This is a genomic window from Selenomonas sp. FC4001, from assembly GCF_000701565.1.
GTDB lineage: Bacteria > Bacillota > Negativicutes > Selenomonadales > Selenomonadaceae > Selenomonas_A > Selenomonas_A ruminantium_B.
Genome location: NZ_KL370793.1, coordinates 21101 through 42149, shown reverse-complemented (window position 1 = coordinate 42149; position 21049 = coordinate 21101). Strand labels below are relative to the sequence as shown.

Below are 21049 nucleotides of genomic sequence, written 5' to 3'. Positions count from 1 at the left end.
AAAAACACTTGACAGGCTATAGCAGCTTCGCTATAATAGCCTATGTCAAGGGGAAAACCTTGGCACCTATTTTTGAAGCAGGTGATAGCCGTGATGGAGCAGTTCTTATATTTGTCTACTTTGTTTGACCTGTATGGGGCGCTGTTGACGGAAAAGCAGCAAGAATGCTTGCGCTTGCACCTCTTTGAAGATTTTTCTCTGTCGGAAATCGGCGAGGAGCTGGGCATATCCCGGCAGGCGGTTTACGACAATATCCACCGCAGTGAAAAAGCGATGGAGTCCTACGAAAAAAAGCTGGGACTGGCGGCCCGTTATCACGAGGAGCGTCAGGAACTGGCAAAAATCTACGAGTCCATCAAGGATTTGCGGCAGGCGGGCAATGAAAGCGCCGTTGAGGCAATCCTTGACCGGCTGGAGCCTTTTATCGGGCGCAGTCAGGAGGTTAATTAATTGATATTTGAAAGCCTGTCTGACCGTTTGCAGGAGACCTTCAAGAAACTTCGCGGCCATGGCAAATTGACGGAGGATGATGTCAATGAAGCCATGCGGGAAGTGCGCATGGCGCTTCTGGAAGCAGATGTCAACTTCAAGGTTGTAAAGAATTTCATAAAAACCGTTAAGGAACGGGCCATTGGTCAGGATATTTTGGAAACCCTGACGCCGGCGCAGGTGGTTATTAAGATTGTTGATGAGGAACTCACGAACCTCATGGGCGGCACGCAGAGCCGCATCAACATCAGCCCGAATCCGCCGACCATCATCATGATGGCAGGTTTGCAGGGTGCAGGTAAAACCACTTCTGCTGGTAAGCTGGGCTTGTCCCTCAAGAAACAGGGTAAGCGTCCGCTGCTCGTTGCCTGCGATATTTATCGTCCGGCGGCTATCAAGCAGTTGCAGGTAGTTGGCAAACAGCTCGACATTCCCGTGTTCTCGATGGAACAGGGCACCGATGCCGTGACGATTGCCAAATCATCCATTGCTTATTCACAGAGCCATGCCAATGATGTGATTATCATCGATACGGCAGGCCGCCTGCAGATAGATGAAGCCCTCATGCAGGAGCTTCGCGATATCAAGGCTGAGGTTAAGCCGCACGAAATCTTGCTCGTTGTCGATGCGATGACCGGTCAGGAATCGGTCAATGTGGCGCAGACCTTTAACGATAGTCTTGGACTTGACGGTGTCATCATGACCAAGCTCGACGGCGATGCCCGCGGTGGTGCGGCGCTTTCCGTCAAAGCAGTCACGAATGTTCCCATAAAATTCATCGGTATGGGCGAGAAACTGGAACCACTCCAGCCGTTCCACCCCGACCGTATGGCCTCCCGTATCCTGGGCATGGGCGATGTGCTTTCCCTCGTGGAAAAAGCCCAGCAGACCTTCGATATGGAAGAAGCCAAAAAGATGGAAAAGAAGCTGCGCAAGGATGAATTTACCTTGGACGACTTCTTATCCCAGATGCAGCAGGTCAAGAAACTTGGCTCGCTCGAAAACATCTTAGGAATGATTCCCGGCATGGGTGGGCTCAAAAAGCAGCTCGAAGGCCAGGATATTGACCTGGACGGCAAGGAAATGCGCCAGATTGAAGCCATTATCCGCTCCATGACGCCGCAGGAACGCGCCGACATTACCATCATCAACGGCAGCCGCCGCAAGCGCATCGCGATGGGCTCCGGCACGCGTGTGCAGGACGTCAACAAGCTATTGAAGCAGTTCGGCGAAATGCGCAAGATGATGAAGAAGATGAAAAAAATGCAGAAGGGCAAAGGGTTCCCAGGTCTTGGGGCACTCGGAAATCTCGGTGGTTTCCCCAAAATGCCGTTTATGCGTTAAGTTTTAATCCTTATTTGCGAAAGGTGGTGAAATTTCATGGCAGTAAAGATTCGTTTGAACCGTATGGGTGCAAAGAAGAACCCGTTCTACCGTGTGGTAGTAGCTGATTCCCGCGCTCCGCGTGATGGTCGTTTCATCGAAATTCTCGGTAACTACGACCCCTCCAAGCAGCCGGCAGTCGTTAATCTCGACGAAGCAAAGGTTCTTGATTGGATGAACAAAGGTGCTCAGCCGACCGATACCGTTAAAAATCTGTTCAGCAAGCAGGGCATTATGGCCAAGTTCGCTGAATCCAAGAAAAAGTAATTGGAGAGAAGCGACATGGAAAAACTTGTTGCAGTAATCGCCAAATCCCTGGTGGAGCATCCAGAAGCTGTAGAAGTTTCTTCACGGCAGGAGGATGGGCAGACCGTGCTCAGCCTCCATGTGGCTGAAGATGACATGGGTAAGGTCATCGGACGCCAGGGGCGCATTGCCAAAGCTTTGCGCACCGTGGTCAAAGCCGCAGCCACTCGGGAAAATACGAAAGTCACGGTTGAGATTATTTAAATGAAAAGCGGCAGGATTACCTTTTGGGTGTCTTGCCGTTTTTTACTATGAGAAAAAGAAAAGAGGAACTGTCATGGATTCTATTTCACTGAAAGTGCCTGTTACGATTAAGGCAAAATTAACGGAAAAACTCAAGACCAAAATCTTGACGGATTTGGACGAAGCCATCAAGCGCACGGAGCTCGAACTCCAGCAGATGGATATTCAGCAGAAGCGCGTGCTGCAGGAAAATCAGCCGGCTAACCCGGAACAGCCCACGATGGAAGAAATTCAGCGCCTGCAGGCCATTCAGGCTCATTTCGGCGAAGAACGTAACAAGCGTCTCCAGTTCCGTGAAGAATCTCAGGCTCGCAAAGAAGAAATGGAAAAGATGGTTATCGGTGCTGAAATCGTACAGGGCACGCTGGAACATCAGGTGGAAGTTCATGTGGGCGACGATATGCGCGAAATCATGAATGTGGAAGTGCTGGTAGAAGATGACAAAGTTATCGCCATTCGCAGCTAAGAAAAACAAGCGCGACAAGAATCGCGTGACCATCGGCAAGGTGGGCGCACCCCATGGCATTCATGGGGAAATGCGCATCATTCCGCTGACGGACTTCGTGGAACGCTTTGAGACCATGAAAGAAGTCATGGTTGGCAGCGAAATGCTCCATATTGAAAGCTGCAAGTATCATAAGCAGTACGTGCTGATGAAGTTCCAGGAATATCCGGTACGAGAAGCCGCTATGAGCCTGACGGGCAAACTTTTGACTGTTGACCGCAGCGAGGCTGCTCCCTTGCAGGAAGGTGAATATTATACCTTTGACATCATCGGGCTGACGGTTTACGATATGGACGGCAAGGAATTGGGCAAGGTCGAAAATGTCCTGCGCACCGGCAGCAATGACGTCTATCAGGCTCGCCGCACAGATGGTGGAGAACTGCTGATTCCGGCGCTCAAGGCCGTAGTCAAGGAAATTGATGTGCCAGGCGGCCGTATGGTGGTCGATATGCCTGAGGAGATTTCCGATGCGCATTGATATGGTGACCATTTTCCCGGAGATGTTTTCCGGCCCTTTTGGTGACAGCATTACCAAGCGGGCGGTGGATAATGGGATTTTGGATATCCACTTTACCAACTTCCGGGATTTTGCCGAGGATAAGCACCATCATGTGGACGACAGCCCCTTTGGCGGTGGTGCAGGTATGGTGTTAAAGCCTGAGCCGATGTACAAAGCGGTGCGGGATGTACTGGCCCGTACCGAGGAATATGCGGCCAACCGCCGGGTACTGATTATGGACCCTTCGGGACCGACCTTTAATCAGGCCAAGGCCAAGGAACTGGCAGGTTATGACCAGCTGGTGTTTATCTGCGGCCATTACGAAGGCTTTGATGCCCGTATCTATAAGCTGGCGGATGAAGCGATTTCCATCGGCGATTTCGTACTGACCGGCGGGGAACTGCCGGCTATGGTCATAACCGATGCGGTGTCACGCATGCTGCCGGGCGTGCTGGGGCATGAAGATTCTGCGCCTACGGATTCCTTTTATGAGGGCCTGTTGGAATTCCCGCAGTATACCCGTCCGCGCGAATTTGAGGGCATGGAAGTGCCAGAGGTACTCCTAAATGGCGACCATGCCAAAATCCGTCAATGGCGGCGTGAGCAGTCCCTGCTCGTGACGAAAAAATACCGTCCAGATTTGCTCGATAAAGCTCCGTTAACGGATAAAGACCGGCAATTTTTGGCGGAATATCAGGATTAAAATAAGAAGCGAAATTTTCTGTGATTTAGCGATTTGCTTAGCAGGAAAATTTCGCTTCTTTGTCGTATAAAAACAACATGTACCATGGGGAATTGAAGGTATATTGAAGAGGAGATGAGGAAATTGGGTGGATTGATGGATCGATTTAATGTTAAGCAGAAGATAATGGTATCCGTTTCGGTGCTCTTTATCGTAGTTATGCTGGTGTTGGGCATTGTGCTGGATCGAATCATCACCAGTACGCAGCTGGCCAACTTTGAAGAGGAGGCTGATTTGCAGTCTGCGCAGGTGGATAACGCCATGCATCTGTTCCTGAACGGCCTGCGTGATGGTTTGGTCAATATGGCAAACGATCCCGTTCTGCGGGCAGGGGGAGAAATTACCCGCTATACGGACCCCGCAGTTATTGCAACGGCTGCATCTGATGGCAATATTGCGATGGACCCACAGGCAAAAGGTGGTTTTGAACTGGCTGCCTATCAGCTTTTCCAACGCTTTGGTGAAGCCAATAAGACTAGTGTTTCCGTTATCAGCTATGGAACCACGGATGGCGGCTACCTGCAGTATCCTGCAGTTAAACGCAAGAAAGGTTATGACTCCCGCAGCCGTGACTGGTTCAAGGAGAGTATGGCTGATGTAAGTAAGGTTCGCATCACAAAACCGTTCAAGACCTCCAAAGGCACGCCGACTGTAGGTATTTTTGCTACGGTTAAAGGCCTGGATAACAAGCCTCTGGGTGTTTTGGGCCTGAATATTGACCTGCCGGTGGTTACGGATATGATTTCCGAAATCAAGATGGGCGAAACCGGCTATATCATGATGCTCGATGCTGATGGCGTAATTATCGCCGATCCCAAACATCCGGAAGCGGACTTCAAGAAATTGCCGGAGTCGGAGCTCGGTGATATTGCCAATCTCGATACCAGCAAGAGCCTCAAAGGCTTGCAGGAAATTACCATGGATGGCACGACTAAGATGGTCAATACCTACGTTTCTGAAAATACCGGGTATCGTTATCTGACCATTGTTGACCGTTCTCAGCTTATGGAAAGCGTCAATCACATTCGCATGATTTTGGGCGGCGTGCTGGTTGTAGCATTGGTTCTGATTTTCTTTGCCACCTATACCATTTCCAACATGATTGTTTCCCCGCTGCGCAGCTTGCAGGCTTCGGCTGAACGGCTGGCAGATGGCGATTTGCGTGATACGGATGTGGCAGTGGAATCCGATGATGAAATCGGCAACCTGTCTAAGTCCTTCCATACCATGACCCACGAACTTACCGGTCTCTTAAAGCAGATTAAGGGCAGTGCAGACGAAGTTTCCAATTCCTCCGGCCAGATGTCCAGCGGTGTTGAGCAGGTGGCTGAGACCATCACCCATGTAGCTGAGCAGGTAGGGGATATCGCCGAAGCCGCCAGCCATCAGAGCGATACCATCAACAATGTGGTGGGCAATATCCGGCAGATGGCTGACCATGTTAACGGCATTGCTGAAAAATCTGCCAACATCAGCAAGACCTCCGGCATGGCTGGTGTCGCAGCCAAAGAAGGTGTAGCGGCCATCGAAGCTGCTGTAGAACAGATGAAGGTTGCCCATAAGACCGTAGTGGAATCAGCAGCAAATGTAGACGAACTGGGCAAGAGTTCCGAACAGATTGGTGAAATCATCAACACCATCCAGAGCATTGCCGAGCAGACGAACCTGCTGGCTCTCAATGCGGCTATCGAAGCTGCCCGCGCCGGTGAACAGGGCCGCGGCTTCTCCGTTGTAGCCGATGAAGTTCGTAAGCTTGCCGAACAGTCCTCCGAAGCTGCTACGGAAATCGCCCAGATGATTTCCGGCGTGCAGCAGGTGACTAAGCGTGCCGTAGAATCCATGAATGTGGGTACTGAGCAGGTGAGCACCAGTGGACGTACGGTAGTAGAAGCCGGTGAGAAATTCCGTCAGATTGCTTCTCATATCGAAGAAGTGGACAATCTGGTCAAGGATGCGGCTACCAGTGCTTCCAGAGTGGCAGAAGACAGTGTAAGCGTATTGCAGGATGCTGAGGATGTAGACGAAACCACCAAGCAGATTACCCAGAACATCGCTTCCATCTCGGCCGCTACAGAAGAACAATCGGCCTCCATGGAAGAACTCGCTGCTTCCAGCCATAGATTGGCAAATATGGCAGAAGAACTGCAAAAAGAAAGCGCTCGCTTCAAATTCTGAAACCTATCTGAAAGTTTTTCAAAAAAATGATAAAAATGATTTGACAACGGTGGATATATCTGCTAATATATTATCTGTCAGCAACAATGAGTTGCGAACGCCGGCGTGGCGGAATTGGCAGACGCAGCAGACTCAAAATCTGCCGTTGGCAACAACGTATCGGTTCAAGTCCGATCGCCGGCACCACTTGTAATTCAAGGCTCCGTGAGTTTCTCACGGGGCTTTTTTGTTGTATTGCATAAAATGAATGTAGTCACTATGTAGTCACGAGATTTTTAGTTTTTAGGCCAGCTTTCCCAAAAGGGAGGCTGGCCTGTTTTTTAGCTTGAAATTTGTTGGGACGTATTTTTGCCTCTTTTGAGAATTTCGGTTACACCGCTTTCCAGCCAACAGCTGACTTTTGCATTTTGCTCCTCGTCAATGTGGGTGTAAATATCCATGGTAATCTGAATGCTGGAATGTCCGAGTTGTGCTTGTATATCTTTGAGGTCAAAGATATGGGTACTTTTCATGCGACTGGCCATATCGTGACGAAGCATGTGAAATGTTGTCTGTATGCCCAGCTTTTTGCGCACGAAAGAGTAGTGAGAGCTGAATGAACTGGGATTAATGAAATGACCATCTGCTTTGGTAAAGATAAAATCCTGATTAACAAAGCCGGGCGTCATAAGTTTCCGTTCCAGCTGCAACTTACGGTAATGCAGGAGTTCATAGCAGAAATCGACAGGCAGGGGCAGAATGCGGTTGCCCTGTGCTGTTTTGGTATCGCCCATAAGCACTTGACGATGTCCCCCTTTATTTTCATTAGCGTCCAAATAGAGGGCGTGTCGAATATGAAGGGTGCCTGACTGTACGCGGCCCTGCTCGTCGGTGGTTATGGAAAAATCCTGCCACCTAAGAGCCAGTACCTCGCTCATGCGGGCTCCTGTGACAAATTCGGTTAAGATAATCCACTTCCAGCAATAGTAGCAGGAGGTGGGAAATTCTAGCAGTTTCTGCCAGTCGTCGCTAGATGGTTTGATAAAAGTTTTCTTCGGTGGTTTCTTGGGCATTTCCAGGTCTTCTGCTGGGGATTCCTGCAGTAGGTGAGATTTAACCGCCCGCCGCAGAGCACTTTTCATCAGCATTCGGAAGTTTTGCGCTGTACGGTAATGGTCTTTTAACCGCCCGAAGATAACGCTTTGCAGGTCGATTTCCGTGAGCTTGGTGAGTTTAATCATGCCAATTTCCTCGACGGCTATTTCCAGCACATGCTTATAACTCTGCGCGGTGTTGCCCTTGATTTTGGGAAGCTTATAGACCGTGAACCATTTCGACAGCCATTCGCAGACCGTAATAACGTCTGCATCCACATGGGTGACTTTCGCATATTTTTCCCGCATGGTCTGCAGCTTTTGCAAGGCTTCCTGTTGGGTGGCGGCATATTGCCGTTTCATAATGCTGTGGCCTGTTTTAGGATTAAATCCTGTGCGCACCTGTGCCACCCATTTTTTTTGTCCGGCAGAATAAAAAATGCTACCTTCATGGTCAGCCCGTTTGCGGGACTTGGTTTTTGTTTTTGGGTTTGTTAAATTTGCCAGTTGGGTTGTCATTTCCTGCCACTCCTTTCGGTAGTGCAGGAATGGCGTATGATGTGTGAAAAAATGTGGATAACCTGTGGATTATCCTGTGCATAAGCTGTTTATACTTTGTGGAAAACTATATGACCGGTCAAGTTTTCGGGTACCATTGCGGTCACTATTTCGGGCACCAATTCGGCTATATTATAGCCGCTCGGGGTAGATTTACCCGCGTGGCTCAAGGCTTTGCGGCCCCTCTAAGATAAAGATAAAGACAAAGATAAAAACTATTATAGTAATAATAGGGGCTTTTTACTTTCTCTTGAGCATTTCTTCAATCAGGCTTTCCACAACAGCCTGGGAAGATTTTGGCAGTTTCTGCATACGCTGGCGCACGCGGTCAACTGCATCCTGTTTGTTAATACCCAGCAGGTTATCGGTGGTCACACCGAAGTATTCGGCCAGGAGGGGAAGATAGGTTATGGCTGGCAAGGTGCGTCCCTGTTCCCAGTTGGAATAGGATGGCGTAGCAATGCCAAGCATTTTGGCCACATCGCTCTGGAGCACACCCTTTTCCTCGCGCAGCTCTTTGAGTCGTTTGGCAAAGGAACCGCTGATTTTGAGTTTTTGACTTGTCAATTCGGATTCGTTTTTTGTCAACTTGTAACACCTCCCTATGCTTAAATTATAGCATATATCAGCTTGTAAAGCTATTAAAATTCGATTAAAAACGCAAAAATAGCTAGACAACAATAAGAAAACATGATAGTATAATAGCTAATAAAGCTAATTTACACCTTGAAATTAGATTAAATAAGCTAATATCAAGGTGTAAGCCGAACAACACGACTGAAACAGAAATTGTTTTTTCGTGAAAAGAACTACTGAAAAAACGTTGACATGTCAAAAAGCATGCAACTGTTTTGTGCTGTGGTGTTTACGGAAAACTATACGCATGTGTAACAGTCGTGTACATGGACGGTGGAAGCTTAACACGGAACAAATGTTCCATTGCAGGAAGGGTGTGTGATGTATGTTGTATGAGCAAAAGATTTTGCTGACTGTCAAAGAGTTTGCCAAAGTTTCGGGGCTTGGGGAAACCTGCATCCGCAATCTGGTGCGGGTGGATGGTTTTCCGGCGCTGAAAAATGGCAGGAAGTACATGATTCACCGGCAGGCTGCCGATAAGTGGCTGGAGGAACAGGCCAAAGGCACTTGCGGCCACCGTGCCGCTGTATAATGGACACCCTGGGGGGCTGGCTCAGCGAAATCCGCTTTTTTTACATGCGGCAGCTATCGGTTCCCCTGTCGCCGCATGGTCAGGCGCTCTGGCACTGGCTGATGTGGCGGGCCAATACCGTGTACTGGCAGTTTCCTTTGCGGCTGTCGGTGCCGGAGATTGCCGGGGGTACGAAGATGAGTCAGGCCATGGTAAAAAGGGCGCGGGCGGAACTGGTAAAGGGCGGTTTTATTCTCCACGAGGCTTTTGGAGGGAATAAGCCGGCGGGGTACTGGATTTTGTCCTGCATCCGGCCAGGGACAGTTATGGAGCCGCATTTGAAGGTAAAGGGGAAACAAAGCGGTGAAAGCTCCAGCGGGAAGGTGCTGGAGATGAGGAGGTGATAATGCGTAAGGACGGCAAGTGAAAAAGAAAAGGGGACTTTAGAATGTCAATTTTGCATGATGTTTCCGGAATTACGGGAAGCAGTGAAACCGAATGCTTTATATTGATGTGTATGCAGAGCTGCGAGGCGGAGTTTACGCTTAACCAGGAGGGAGCAGCGAAGGACAATGTATGTATGGCGTACACAGCATCTGTTGAAGATGAGGGGGATTATGATGGAACATCTGACATGTCAAAATAATCGTTCTGCAAGAATTATCGAAGTGCGGTTCAATAATCTGCAGCTGCTCTATATCGACGAGGCCTTGGGCCGTGTGGATGCGTCAGGGCTTATGCGGGAAAGCTGGTATCGGCTGGGGATTGAACACGCCCGGGAGCGGGCAGCGGGAAAATCCGTCATCCTGACATTTCCCGCCCGTCTGGGGGCGCTGCCTGCGGATTTTCGCGGGACTAAGCCGGACTGCCGCGGGGAATGGCTGCCGGTGATTATCCGTGCCCTGCAAAAGAGCGGGATTAGTTATTCACTGTCCGAAGTGCTGACGGCGGTTTACGAAGCCATAGCATGGGGATATGCCGAAGAACTGGCGGAATTTGATGGTCTCTTTGACCTGGCGACCATTCCGGGGCGGCAGCGGCTTATGGCCCGCCGTGGCTCCATGGAAAAAATGCACAATCTGTCCCCTGCTATGGGGGAGCCCGTGGACGTTATCGGGGGACAGGCCTATGGATGTTAACCTTACAACCAAGGCGAAAAAGCTCTATGACTGCATTCGGGAAAAGGGCGGTGGCGTACTGGAAGAATGGCGCATGCTGGATAAAACAGGCATGTCCCATGGCTCTTTCGTTGCCGCCCGCAAGGAGCTTGTGGCGGCAGGTCTTCTGCTGTTGGGGAAGAATGTGCGGAAAACCACCTATCAGCTGGTGGAGTTGACAAGTCAAAAATTGACAAGTCAGGAATTGACTTGTCAAAAGCCTGTGGCGGAGACATTGACATGTCAAACACCCGCCGCAAAGCCTATGGAAATTCAGCCACCGCCGTCTCCGGAGGCTGTTGTGACACCTGCAGGAGGCAGGGGCAGGAAAGGCAGAAAAAAGGCGGAGAAGCAGGCCTTTGAGGTGCAGGAAGCCATTATGCCCCGCGTTGTGGGGGAATTTGCGGATTTTGACGACTGGCTACTGGCCCTAAATGAGGAGCTGGGGGGCTGTGTGGATGTGAGCCAGTCTCTGGTGAGCAATAGCGAATACACCGTGTTCTCGCCGGAGTACGGCGGGGAGGATAGCTATACCATCCGGGAAAACGAAGACGGGGGGATAACGGTGGATTAGGAGGCGATTGGATGAAGGTCTTTATCAATCCAGGACATGCGGCAGGAGGCAATCCTGACCCAGGCTGTGTGAATATGTCGGAGCATCTGCGGGAGTGCGATATTGCTCTTACCGTGGGAAGTCTTACAGGAAAGTTTCTGGAGGCGGCAGGTTGTCAGGTAAAACTCCTGCAGAGCCATAACCTGGCCACCGAGTCCCCCGCCTATCCCAGTGTAACAGGCGAAGCCAACCGCTGGCTGGCAGATGCCTTTGTTAGCATCCACGTCAACGCGGGGGGAGGCAGGGGCGCAGAAACCCTCTGCTACTGGCAGTACGGCGCAGGCGGGCGGATGGCAGCCTGCATCCAAAAACAACTGGTCAGCGCCATGCAGGCCATAGATAAAGGCTATCAAGACAGAGGCGTAAAAGAGCGCAAAGGCCTCTGTGTCCTGCGGGAAACCTATATGCCTGCCGCGCTCGTGGAACTGGGCTTTATTGACAGCGAGGATGTGTGGCTCTTGAAGGAACATCAGGAGGATATGGCAAGGGCCGTGGCCAGAGGGGTTACGGATTATTGGCAGACGATATAAAAAGTGGGCGGCTGACAAATAAAGTCAGCCGCCCATATTCGTCTTGGGATGAAATGATGGGGGATAAACTATTTCTGAAAAACACAATCATTATGATATTCTAAAAAGATCTTATCAGGGGAATTTCTGTGGGGCATGATTATACTTTTATTTTTCAAGGAGAGAAGCCAGCTTCTAGTAGTTTCGTCAAGATTTTTATGATGCTCTAGTTTTCTTGAAATCATGATCGTTTTTTCATTTTTGTGTACGCTTATAAGTCCTGTGTCAAATGCCTTGTGGCACAAATAATTCAGACATAAACCATTAGCGGGGTCAATACAGTCGTTGGTTTGATCACACTTGCTCCAGGGTTTGATATGGCACGCTTGCAGTAATTCGGGAATGGCAATTCCTGTCATACAGCATTGATAATTATAGGCGGATAGAACTGCATTACGGAAGAAGTTTTGTCCGTTCCGGACAATAATAGTTCTTTCTACAGAAAAATGGTCAGGTTGGGGGAGAGCCTCAAGGTGAATATCGCTGTCTGTTTCAGGATAGCGTTTTGTATCAGCATCCTTAAGTTTGGCTAGTATGCGGTCGCGATCTTCTAGGAGTAATGCGTAATTATTTTTATATTTATTCCAGATTATTTTATCTAGTGTACTTATATGTGTCAGTGAAGTGACACCGCGTTTTAGCAGGGAATCATCTAGTGATGCAAGATTAGCCAGCTTCATAGCTAATGCCCCAGGCGTGCGGTGTATAAGGCGAGATTTTTCTTCGATAAAAGGGTTAGTATAGCTGATCTTTCCAAAAGGAATTTCGTAATAAAAAGAAAGTGCAAGTGTTGTTTCGTTTTCAGTCCATTTTTTAGATGCCATAGGAAACCTCCAGGTAGCTTAGGAAAATGTTATATTTATTATATTTAATTATACATTTTATTTATAATAAAACAAGATTTTTACATTGATACATGTGAGAGAAAATTTTAAGTTTCAATGCGTGGTTAAGAGAATCCCTGCTAACTGTTGCTACATAAAAGCCCACCCAAGCGGTGTCTCTGCTTGGGTGGACGCCGACCACCCATGACGACCTTTGACCGCCATGGACAAGACGGCGTCCACGTCGCAGGAGAGCATCGCGCCCGCCCTATTCTTCATCATAAGAGCCAAACAGGCAGGGCGGGGGCGGACTGTACGACCTATGCCATACAGACCGCCCCCGCGCACAGCCCGTTACAGGCAACGGGTGTCCGCTGGCTTTGGTGGACAGCTGCGCCGTCCACGCCGCCAGAGACACCTACGCATTTGACATGTCAATTCTGATATTGGTACACCTTAATCAAAAGGTATTGCGCGGGGGAGGGCTTCGGGACGTGCTGGCGCACCTCCCGCTCGTTACAATCCGGCCATCGCAGGCCGAAACCTTGTCGGTCAATCGTGGCAGCGAGGGGGACGGCAATGAGGGCTGGGGGCCGTCTCTGCACATGGACGCATTGCGCGTCCATTCTCCGCCCCCTTTCCCCCTACGGCCCCGTCCAGCGGGGCCTACCCCCTTACCCCTGATTGCCCGCCTTGCGGTGCTGTGGCTCCTCTGGCGAACAGGGGAATAATGTGCCACAAGATAGGGGGACAGGGGGCTTGGCAGCCCTCCCTGCGGTCGGGACGACTACGGCGGCCAGCGAGAGCGGAGTGGGATAACTCGCGCCGCCGTACCCCCTGCCCTCATTGCCTAATGCTGACCAGATGGAGTAGTGGAAGCCTGCTCGTCGTTCATGCGTATTCGGTTTGTGTCCGGCTGCTCGGGTGGTCAGGAAACCTGCCCACTTCGAAGCAGACACTTTCCGTCTTTGAAGGCGGGCGGCGGTCGGACTTTGCGGCTTCATTCCTGCGGCGTTCCAGTCGTCAGTCTCCTGCTAGGGCGGGTGCTCAAGTCTTCGCACTATTTCCGCCCCAGTAGGAACCTTCCTCCTTCCAGCACTTAGTCATTCCGCCGCACAGACCACCGCCGCGCATAGATTGTTACTGGTACGCGTGTCCGTTGCTTTTGGTGGACAGCTGCGCTGTCCACGTCAGCACAGACACAGGGGGACGCGCCCTTGCCGAACTTAACGCACAAAGATATAATGAAATCATTAACGATTGACAAGTCAAATACCCTATGATTGAGGGCTGGAAGATGGATAACTTAACCTATGACCAACGAAAATATAATATGAGCCGCATACGGGCAACTGACACAACGCCGGAAATATTGTTGCGTAAAGCTCTATGGCATAAGGGCTGGCGTTATCGGAAAAATTACACGAAGCTGCCGGGAAAACCGGATATTGTATTTATCCGTCAAAAAATTGCCATATTTGTAGATGGCGACTTTTGGCACGCCCGCGGCCATCAGGATAAACCCGGGGAACAAGTGGCATCCAATAAAGAGTATTGGAAAAAGAAATTATCCCGTAATGTAGAACGGGATAAAGAGGTCAATGACGAATTGACCGAAGCAGGCTGGCTGGTTCTTAGATTTTGGGAAACCGACATAAAGAAGGACTTGGACGGCTGCATAAAAAAACTGGAAGAATATCTATAAGCCGCCTGTGTCCGTGAAGTTTTTTCGTGTTTTTGCAAATTCGCAGCTGCCCAAATGGTATTTTTCATGGTATAATGAGGGTTATTGATTTGGACTTTACGGGGGTAATATTTAGATGCAATTTCAGTTAGGCGAACTTTTCTCTGGCCCCGGCGGCTTGGCCTGCGGGGCTATGAAAGCGAAAATACAGGTGCCAGGACAGGAAGAATGGAGCATTGGCCATGCCTGGGCTAATGACTATGACGAATCCACCTGCAATACCTATCGCCACAATATATGTAAGAACGATAATGATGAAAGTGTTTACTGCGGTGATGTGCGCCAGCTGGATATCAGCAGGGACAATCCTTTGTTCAGCGAACACCCTTTCGATGCTTTCGCTTTTGGTTTTCCCTGCAATGACTTTTCTACGGTCGGGGAACAAAAGGGCTTTAACGGTACCTATGGCCCGCTCTATACTTATGGGGTAAAGGTGTTAAAGACCTTCCGGCCTAGATGGTTCTTAGCGGAAAATGTCAGCGGCCTTTCCAGTGCCAATAGTGGCAAGGCTTTCAAAAAAATTCTCAAAGACCTGCACGAGTGCGGTTATAATCTCTATCCGCATCTGTATAAATTCGAGGAATACGGGGTGCCGCAGGCACGCCATCGTATTATCATCATTGGTATTCGTGATGATCAGGATGTTGTCTTTTATCCGCCGTCTCCGGAACCCTACAAGAATGTAGATATTTCTGTGGCCACGGCTTTTGCAGATATTCCTGATGATGCACCCAACAGCGAAATGCCTAAAATGACCAATCGAGTCAAAGAACGGCTTTCCTACATCAAACCCGGGGAAAATGCCTTTAATGCGGAAGGCTTAAAAGCCCATCCGGAACTCCAGCTGAATGTCAAGGGTGCAAAAATCAGTCAGATATATCGCCGCCTGCATCCCGCTCGCCCGTCCTATACGGTAACCGGCTCCGGCGGTGGCGGTACGCATATTTACCACTGGAAAGAACTGCGTGCCCTGACCAATCGTGAACGGGCAAGGCTGCAAACCTTCCCCAATGATTACTTGTTCTTGGGCACTAAAGAGGAAGTCCGCCGCCAGATTGGTATGGCGGTTCCCGTGGAAGGTGCCAAGGTCATCTTTGAAGCCGTGCTGAAAACCTTTGCTGGCGTTGAATATGACCATGTGGACTGCAATATCGAATTTAATAACGACAAGTAAGCAAGAGTCACTGCCGGCGGGCAGTGGCTTTTTTTTGCAGAAAAGATATTTGACATGTCAAATTTAGCTGAAATGCAGGAAATACAGAGGCGGCAGCGAATTTAAGCATAAAGATGATTTGCCAAATCTTTACATAAAGATTTCCAATAGAGGATTAGCCGGGAAAAAAATGTTTGGGATGAAAGTCAAAGTGGGAGATGTATTATCATGGACGAGAAGCTTTTTGAACAGTATTTTCAAATTCTTACATACAAGAGAAAAAAGCTGGCTGATGCATTGGATGACCCTGCAGCTAAAAATGTTAAAAGAAGCGTTGTGGAGAAATATTCTGATCAGGCTCATTTTGTCTATGAGCTTATCCAAAATGCAGATGATACAGGAGCAACGAAGGTTTGTTTTCATTTAGAAAAGGATAAACTCTTTTTTATTCATAATGGAACACGACATTTTTCGCTTACTAATCCGGAAACAGAAGGCGAAGATGGCGAACATGGCGTATTAGGTGATTTGAATGCGATTACATCCTATGCCCACTCCAGTAAGGAAGGGGATAGGAATAAAATAGGTAAATTTGGTATAGGCTTTAAGGCGGTTTTTCAATATACAGATGAACCAATAATATATGATACAGATATGGCGTTTCGTTTAGAACGATATATTGTTCCGGTAAAAGTTGATAATGACTGCTCATTACGTAAGGCGGAAGAAACTGCATTTGAATTTCCCTTTACTATAAAGACTGAGGAAGATTCCTATGGGGAAATACTGGGAAAATTGAGTTCCTTAGTTTTTCCCATGCTGTTTTTGAAAAAATTAAGAGAACTTTACTATACAAGTGAAGATTCTTCGGGGGCATATATTTATCAAATTGATGAAATGGTTAATTTTGATGGAGGGATTAATTGTCAAAAAATAAAATATCAATTCACTGAAAAACAAGGTGAAGAGATAATAAAGAATATAGAAAAAAGAATGTTAAAATTCACAAGCACAACGGATGAAGGATTTGAGGTATCTGTTGTGTATTTTTTGAATGAAAAGAAGGAACTTATTGCTGAAAACTACAAAGCGTTCTGTTTTTTCTCAACAAAGGAAAATACGAATCTGGCATTTGCAATTCATGCACCGTTTTTGCTGATAGATAATCGTGAATCTATAATGGCTAAAGAAAAGCACAATTTAAAGATGGTGGATGCATTAGCTGATTTGGCAGCGGATTCATTAATGCTCCTTAAAAAGATGGGCGAGAAAGAGAAACATGAATATATAGGTGAAAATATATTTGAGATCATTCCCTATAATGAAGAGTTGTTTTATGTGGCTCAAAAAAATGATCAGATTTCATTTGAACCTATTTTTAGGAAAATAAAATTAAAATTCCAAACGGCAGAAATCATTCCGGCAGGCAATAATGAGTATATAAAGATGGAGCATGCTTATTGGTCGCCTAAGGTGAAATTCATGAGTTTACTCACGAATACGCAGCTTCGCCAATTGACAAACAATGCCAGAGTAAGCTGGGTCGCTTGTAAAATACCTAGCAAAGGAAATCAAGAGGCATTTCAAGATTATATATCAGATATTGTTTCAATGGTAGTAAATCCAATCGATCTTATTGAAAAAATTGATAAAATTTTCACAGAAAAGCAGACACAGAAATGGCTGATTGAATTATATAAATACTTGATGGGGAATAGGGAACTTTTACAGACAGCAAAAAAATTGCCAATATTATTGGATCAAAATAAAAATGCTGTTGCTGCATATGATGAATATGGTGAATCAATAGTTTTTTTACCTTTCGAAGACAATGAAGAGACACAATATACAGTTGTGTATCCTCCAATGGTAAAAAATAATGATGTGAGAGAATTTTTACAGCAACTGGGTGTGCATAGGCCTAAACTAAAAGATGAGATATATAATTACATATTGCCAATGTATGAAACAAATAAAAGATTTGATCCGTCTAAGCATTGGGGGAAGTTTCTTACTTACTATAGAGAAATATATGGACGAGAACGTGAAAAATTCATATCAACGATATCTTCATACAAAATATTCTTTTATTTGGATGGTGGAAAAATTCGACGTGCAAATAAAGATGATGTGTATAAATATAGCATTAATTTGGAGAAGTATTTTGATGGAGTAAAAACGGTTAAATACTATGATTGTGAAAAAATAGAGAAAATAGCTTCTTCGACCCATAATAAAGATGTTTTGAATGAACTTTTAAAGGAGCTAGGCATTGACCATGCATTGCCGAAAATTAAAGATTATAAGTACAATATCGAAGAGGGTAGAGAAAAAAAGCTGCCTTTTTATCAAAACTGGAACCCGTATTGGACAGAGAAAATAATCGAAGGATTACAAGAAAATATCGAAATAATAGAAAGCAAGAAAGACATTGATCGGTCTTTTTTGGTTTTTGATATGTTAATCGAATTATTTAAGTTCTTTAATATGAATAAGATTCTAAATGGTGAAGCAACAAAGCCTGCTGGAAGGGGGCGGAGTAAACCATCATATTTCGAATCGATGGATTTGAAGAAGTTAAAGAGTGCAAAATGGCTTGTTAATAATGAAGGGGAGTTAGTATCTGTTAATAATATTTTTATAGAAGACCTTAATAAAAACTATAACTTGGATTCGACTGAAGTAAAAACATTTTTAGATTTTTTAGGGGTAGGTAATAATATCCTCAGTGACCTGCCACCAAATATGCGCAAAGAATTTGAACTGTACAGAAAACTGAAATCAGAATTCACAGAAGCTGAATTGCTGGAGATTTTGGCTAATAAGAAAAAGGAAAAAGCAAAAAAACAAAATACGGAAGTTCAAACTAAAGAAAGCACTGCTGGAGAAGCTGATGCTGTACAGCCCGAACAGCCTAATACGCAGCCAACAGAAAATGCCCCAGCAGTTGAAGCGCAGTCGGTTCAGGAAGAAGATATTGATGAAGGTATTTCATCGTTGACGAGGAAAATATCTGAAAAGGCTTCTCAAAGGATAAAGGAGAAGCGTGAACAGGCAGATCAGTATCAGGAAAAAGGGGAGATTACGGCTGCAGCTGATGTGGAGAATCGTATCAATAGGGCTGGCATAATAGAAGATAATGACGATATTGAGCTCCCGGATGAGGACGATTATACCAAGGCTCCTGTGGATTATCAGAAGAAAATAGAGCGGGAGATGGAAAAAGCGGCTGAGCAGGTTGAGCAAATTAAGCGGATGCAGGAGCTAAGCCAGGAGGCGGATAAGGCTAGTAAGTATTCCTATGGCTGGTTCAAGGCGCTGCTGGATATGGAAACTGGTGTCAATGATACCGGGAGCAGCAGCCGTGAAGTCAACATCAAATTTGGTCATGTGACTAAGGAGCCGGAAACAGAGAAAACATTGATTCTCAGTAATCCCAACCAATACATTCCTATGTTCATGGAAGAAGTCAGCAATGTCAAACTGGAGTTTTCTTTGTCTGATGGTTCGCAGCGGAACGCCTGGATTGATGCCATGAGTGTCAAAGGATATAAGCTGAAGGTCAAATTGCGCAGTGCGGATGAAATAAGCGGCTTTGACCTTGCCAATGTCCGGGAATGCAGGATAGCAGCGCAAAGTCCGGCATTTCTGCTGAATGAACTGATTAAAAGCTTCTCTGAACTGGGCTTGGCAGATGGCTGTGATATGAAAGCGGAGTTGACCGAAAACATCAAATTCATTTTTGGCCCTCCGGGAACCGGCAAGACGACCTATCTTGCCAGCGAAGTGATTACGCCATTTATGAAGGAAGATAATAAGGTGTTGGTGTTGACGCCTACTAATAAGGCGGCAGATGTACTGGCAAAACGTCTTTTTGACTTGTCAGAAGACAAGGAGGCATGCAAGGATTGGCTGATTCGTTTTGGCAGCACGAATGATGAGTCGTTGGAGAAAGATGGCATCTTTAAGGATAAAACCATTCGGATACAGGATTGGAAAAAATATACTGTGGTTACTACGATTGCACGTTTCCCGTATGATTTCTTTATTGAAGGAGGCCGGCTTTTGAAGGAAATGGAATGGGATTATATCGTGTTTGATGAAGCCTCCATGATTCATCTGCCCAATATTATCTATCCATTGTACAAATTAAAGCCTAAAGATTTTGTCATTGCCGGTGATCCGCTGCAGATTGCACCGATTGCCAAGGTTGACCTTTGGAAGGATGAAAATATTTACAGTATGACAGGACTGCAGGATTTTGGTTCGCCGCATACGGAGCCTTACGAATACGAGGTCATCCAGCTGAAAAAACAGTACCGCAGTATCCCCATAGTGGGAGAGATTTACAGCAGGTTTGCTTATAATGGCCTGCTGGAGCATAACCGTCAGGAAAATGATGTGCGCAGGTTGAATATTGAGGATGAGCTGCCGCTGAAGAATCTCAATATAGTCAGGTTTCCGGTGAGTCCCTATGAAGGCGTCTATCGGGCGAAGCGTCTGCAGTCCAAGTCGCCTTATCATGTGTATGCAGCTTTGTTCGCAGTTGAATTCACCAAGTATATAGCCGATCTTTTATATAAGAAAAATGGGGATGAACCCTTCAGCATCGGCGTGATTGCGCCTTATAAGACAGAAGCAAATCTGATTGATAAATTATTGGTGCAGCAGGACATTCCGAAATCCGTCACGGTGCAGGCCGGGACAATACATGGATTCCAAGGGGACGAATGTGATATTATCCTTTGCGTATTCAATCCGCCGCCCAAAATTTCTGCCAGTCCGGAAATGTTTCTAAACAAGCGCAATATTATCAATGTGGCTATCAGCCGGGCCAGGGATTATTTGGTGGTACTTATGCCGGATGATAATACTCCGGGGATGGAAAGTCTGAAATATGTGAAGTACCTTACGGATTTGATGAGGCATTACCAATGTACGGAGATTTCCGCCAGCCGGCTGGAAGAAATCATGTTTGACAGTCCAACGCATATTGAGGATATTACATTTACGACCAGCCATCAGGATGTCAATGTCTATGGCCTGCCGGAGAAGCATTATGAGGTTCGCAGTGAAGATACTGCGCTGGATGTTCAGATACATAAGAAGGAATCTGCACATGAAAGCATAGAAGAAAGGGAGGACGAGGTAAATACAGATGATGTAATAAGCAGAGAACAGGCGGCAGATACAACGGTTATGGAACCTGATAGCGATGGGGAGAGTGAAGCCTTCCCGGAGGAGGAATCTGCTGATGACGGCTGGGAAGTATCCGCAGATATGCAAGCTGAAGATGACGTTCAAAGTAACGAAGTTGAACAGGAGGTACGTCTGTATGCTCCCCATATGGATATATATGATGAGACGGACAGCGATGGCTGGACTATTCAGGAGCTGGCTTTGGCTATGAATATATTTGACCGGTTCAAAACTAATGGAGAGTCAATAGAAACTTTGATAGATGAACTGACTGCACAGATGTTAAGAACTGATCGGCCGGATGCCGAAGGTGACCGTATAAAAATGGCATTAATTTACAAAATGGGAGTATTCAGCCGCTTGGAGCAGGGGCTGGGGATGGAAGAAGCGGGGGCTTCTGAACTGGAGTATGAAATCTGGCAGATTTATAAAGGAAATCCACTGATGTATGATGAACTTAAAGAAGAGGCCCTAAATATACTGAGTCTGCAGGAAAGCAATGGTTAAGAATCAGGCCCTTGATATAACTGGTATGTCAAGGGCTTGATTGCTTCTTACAAGGGGGATATATACGGGGTTGGAAATAGGGGGACGAACTTTTACAATAAGCTTGAATAATTGATGGTAATTTATTGTGTTATACAATAGTATATGATATTATGTTAGAGGA

Annotated in this window: 20 protein-coding genes and 1 tRNA gene; 18 read left to right on the top strand and 3 right to left on the bottom strand. The window is 46.8% G+C overall.

Features of this window, described 5'->3' with window-relative positions:
* The first annotated feature begins 93 nt into the window (after positions 1-93).
* From ylxM to T320_RS09870, 9 genes are all read left to right on the top strand, one after another.
* Entirely contained in the window at positions 94-450 is a 357-nt protein-coding gene (gene ylxM / locus T320_RS09910; RefSeq protein ID WP_143035105.1) for a YlxM family DNA-binding protein, read from the top strand.
* Positions 451-1833: a signal recognition particle protein gene (gene ffh / locus T320_RS09905; RefSeq protein ID WP_037355426.1), complete on the top strand. Its 1383-nt coding sequence runs from the start codon at positions 451-453 to the stop codon at positions 1831-1833. It begins immediately after the preceding gene.
* A 36-nt stretch (positions 1834-1869) separates the two neighbouring features.
* On the top strand, positions 1870-2139 hold the full coding sequence (rpsP, locus tag T320_RS09900; RefSeq protein WP_026760930.1) for a 30S ribosomal protein S16: 270 nt from the start codon (positions 1870-1872) through the stop codon (positions 2137-2139).
* Between the two features lie 15 nt (positions 2140-2154).
* Positions 2155-2382 carry a KH domain-containing protein gene (locus tag T320_RS09895; RefSeq protein WP_026760929.1) on the top strand — a complete coding sequence of 76 codons (228 nt, stop codon included), beginning with the start codon at positions 2155-2157 and terminating at the stop codon, positions 2380-2382.
* A gap of 73 nt (positions 2383-2455) precedes the next feature.
* Positions 2456-2887 (top strand): YlqD family protein, encoded by a 432-nt coding sequence (locus T320_RS09890; RefSeq protein ID WP_026760928.1) that lies wholly within the window; start codon positions 2456-2458, stop codon positions 2885-2887.
* Positions 2859-3404, top strand: a complete 546-nt coding sequence (gene rimM / locus T320_RS09885) for a ribosome maturation factor RimM (protein WP_037355424.1) — start codon at positions 2859-2861, stop codon at positions 3402-3404. The genes T320_RS09890 and rimM overlap by 29 nt, the downstream gene beginning before the upstream one ends.
* A complete protein-coding gene (gene trmD, locus T320_RS09880) occupies positions 3394-4128 on the top strand; it encodes a tRNA (guanosine(37)-N1)-methyltransferase TrmD (RefSeq protein WP_026760926.1) in 735 nt (244 codons plus the stop codon). Before rimM ends, trmD begins: the two co-directional genes overlap by 11 nt.
* Positions 4129-4263: 135 nt before the next feature.
* A complete protein-coding gene (locus tag T320_RS09875; protein ID WP_177188216.1) occupies positions 4264-6342 on the top strand; it encodes a methyl-accepting chemotaxis protein in 2079 nt (692 codons plus the stop codon).
* A 99-nt stretch (positions 6343-6441) separates the two neighbouring features.
* A tRNA-Leu gene (locus tag T320_RS09870) sits at positions 6442-6528 on the top strand.
* A 134-nt stretch (positions 6529-6662) separates the two neighbouring features.
* Here the strand turns inward: T320_RS09870 and T320_RS09865 are convergent.
* Both T320_RS09865 and T320_RS09860 read right to left on the bottom strand, forming a co-directional pair.
* Positions 6663-7778, bottom strand: coding sequence for a tyrosine-type recombinase/integrase (locus tag T320_RS09865; RefSeq protein ID WP_197019417.1), 1116 nt, complete (start codon positions 7776-7778; stop codon positions 6663-6665).
* A gap of 435 nt (positions 7779-8213) precedes the next feature.
* Positions 8214-8561 (bottom strand): helix-turn-helix domain-containing protein, encoded by a 348-nt coding sequence (locus tag T320_RS09860; RefSeq protein ID WP_051608714.1) that lies wholly within the window; start codon positions 8559-8561, stop codon positions 8214-8216.
* A gap of 373 nt (positions 8562-8934) precedes the next feature.
* Between T320_RS09860 and T320_RS09855 the strand changes: the two genes are divergently transcribed.
* From T320_RS09855 to T320_RS09830, 6 genes are read left to right on the top strand one after another with little or no spacing between them, the layout of a single operon-like run.
* Positions 8935-9141, top strand: coding sequence for a helix-turn-helix domain-containing protein (locus T320_RS09855; RefSeq protein WP_037355418.1), 207 nt, complete (start codon positions 8935-8937; stop codon positions 9139-9141).
* 44 nt (positions 9142-9185) lie between these two features.
* Positions 9186-9524 (top strand): helix-turn-helix domain-containing protein, encoded by a 339-nt coding sequence (locus T320_RS09850; RefSeq protein WP_197019416.1) that lies wholly within the window; start codon positions 9186-9188, stop codon positions 9522-9524.
* A gap of 44 nt (positions 9525-9568) precedes the next feature.
* Entirely contained in the window at positions 9569-9766 is a 198-nt protein-coding gene (locus tag T320_RS14865) for a hypothetical protein (RefSeq protein WP_037355414.1), read from the top strand.
* On the top strand, positions 9738-10259 hold the full coding sequence (locus T320_RS09840; RefSeq protein WP_197019415.1) for a hypothetical protein: 522 nt from the start codon (positions 9738-9740) through the stop codon (positions 10257-10259). The genes T320_RS14865 and T320_RS09840 overlap by 29 nt, the downstream gene beginning before the upstream one ends.
* Positions 10249-10851, top strand: coding sequence for a hypothetical protein (locus tag T320_RS09835; RefSeq protein WP_037355408.1), 603 nt, complete (start codon positions 10249-10251; stop codon positions 10849-10851). The genes T320_RS09840 and T320_RS09835 overlap by 11 nt, the downstream gene beginning before the upstream one ends.
* Positions 10852-10862: 11 nt before the next feature.
* Positions 10863-11420, top strand: a complete 558-nt coding sequence (locus T320_RS09830) for an N-acetylmuramoyl-L-alanine amidase family protein (RefSeq protein WP_037355405.1) — start codon at positions 10863-10865, stop codon at positions 11418-11420.
* 68 nt (positions 11421-11488) lie between these two features.
* Here T320_RS09830 and T320_RS09825 read toward each other — a convergent pair whose 3' ends face one another.
* A complete protein-coding gene (locus tag T320_RS09825; protein ID WP_037355403.1) occupies positions 11489-12283 on the bottom strand; it encodes an HNH endonuclease in 795 nt (264 codons plus the stop codon).
* A gap of 1279 nt (positions 12284-13562) precedes the next feature.
* On the opposite strand from T320_RS09825, the gene T320_RS09815 reads away from it, so the two are divergent.
* From T320_RS09815 to T320_RS09805, 3 genes are all read left to right on the top strand, one after another.
* A complete protein-coding gene (locus T320_RS09815; RefSeq protein WP_231465882.1) occupies positions 13563-13988 on the top strand; it encodes a very short patch repair endonuclease in 426 nt (141 codons plus the stop codon).
* A gap of 115 nt (positions 13989-14103) precedes the next feature.
* Complete coding sequence (locus tag T320_RS09810) at positions 14104-15201, top strand: DNA cytosine methyltransferase (RefSeq protein WP_037355396.1); 1098 nt, start codon at positions 14104-14106, stop codon at positions 15199-15201.
* Positions 15202-15408: 207 nt separating this feature from the next.
* Positions 15409-20886 carry a DEAD/DEAH box helicase gene (locus tag T320_RS09805; protein WP_051608713.1) on the top strand — a complete coding sequence of 1826 codons (5478 nt, stop codon included), beginning with the start codon at positions 15409-15411 and terminating at the stop codon, positions 20884-20886.
* Positions 20887-21049: the final 163 nt, after the last annotated feature.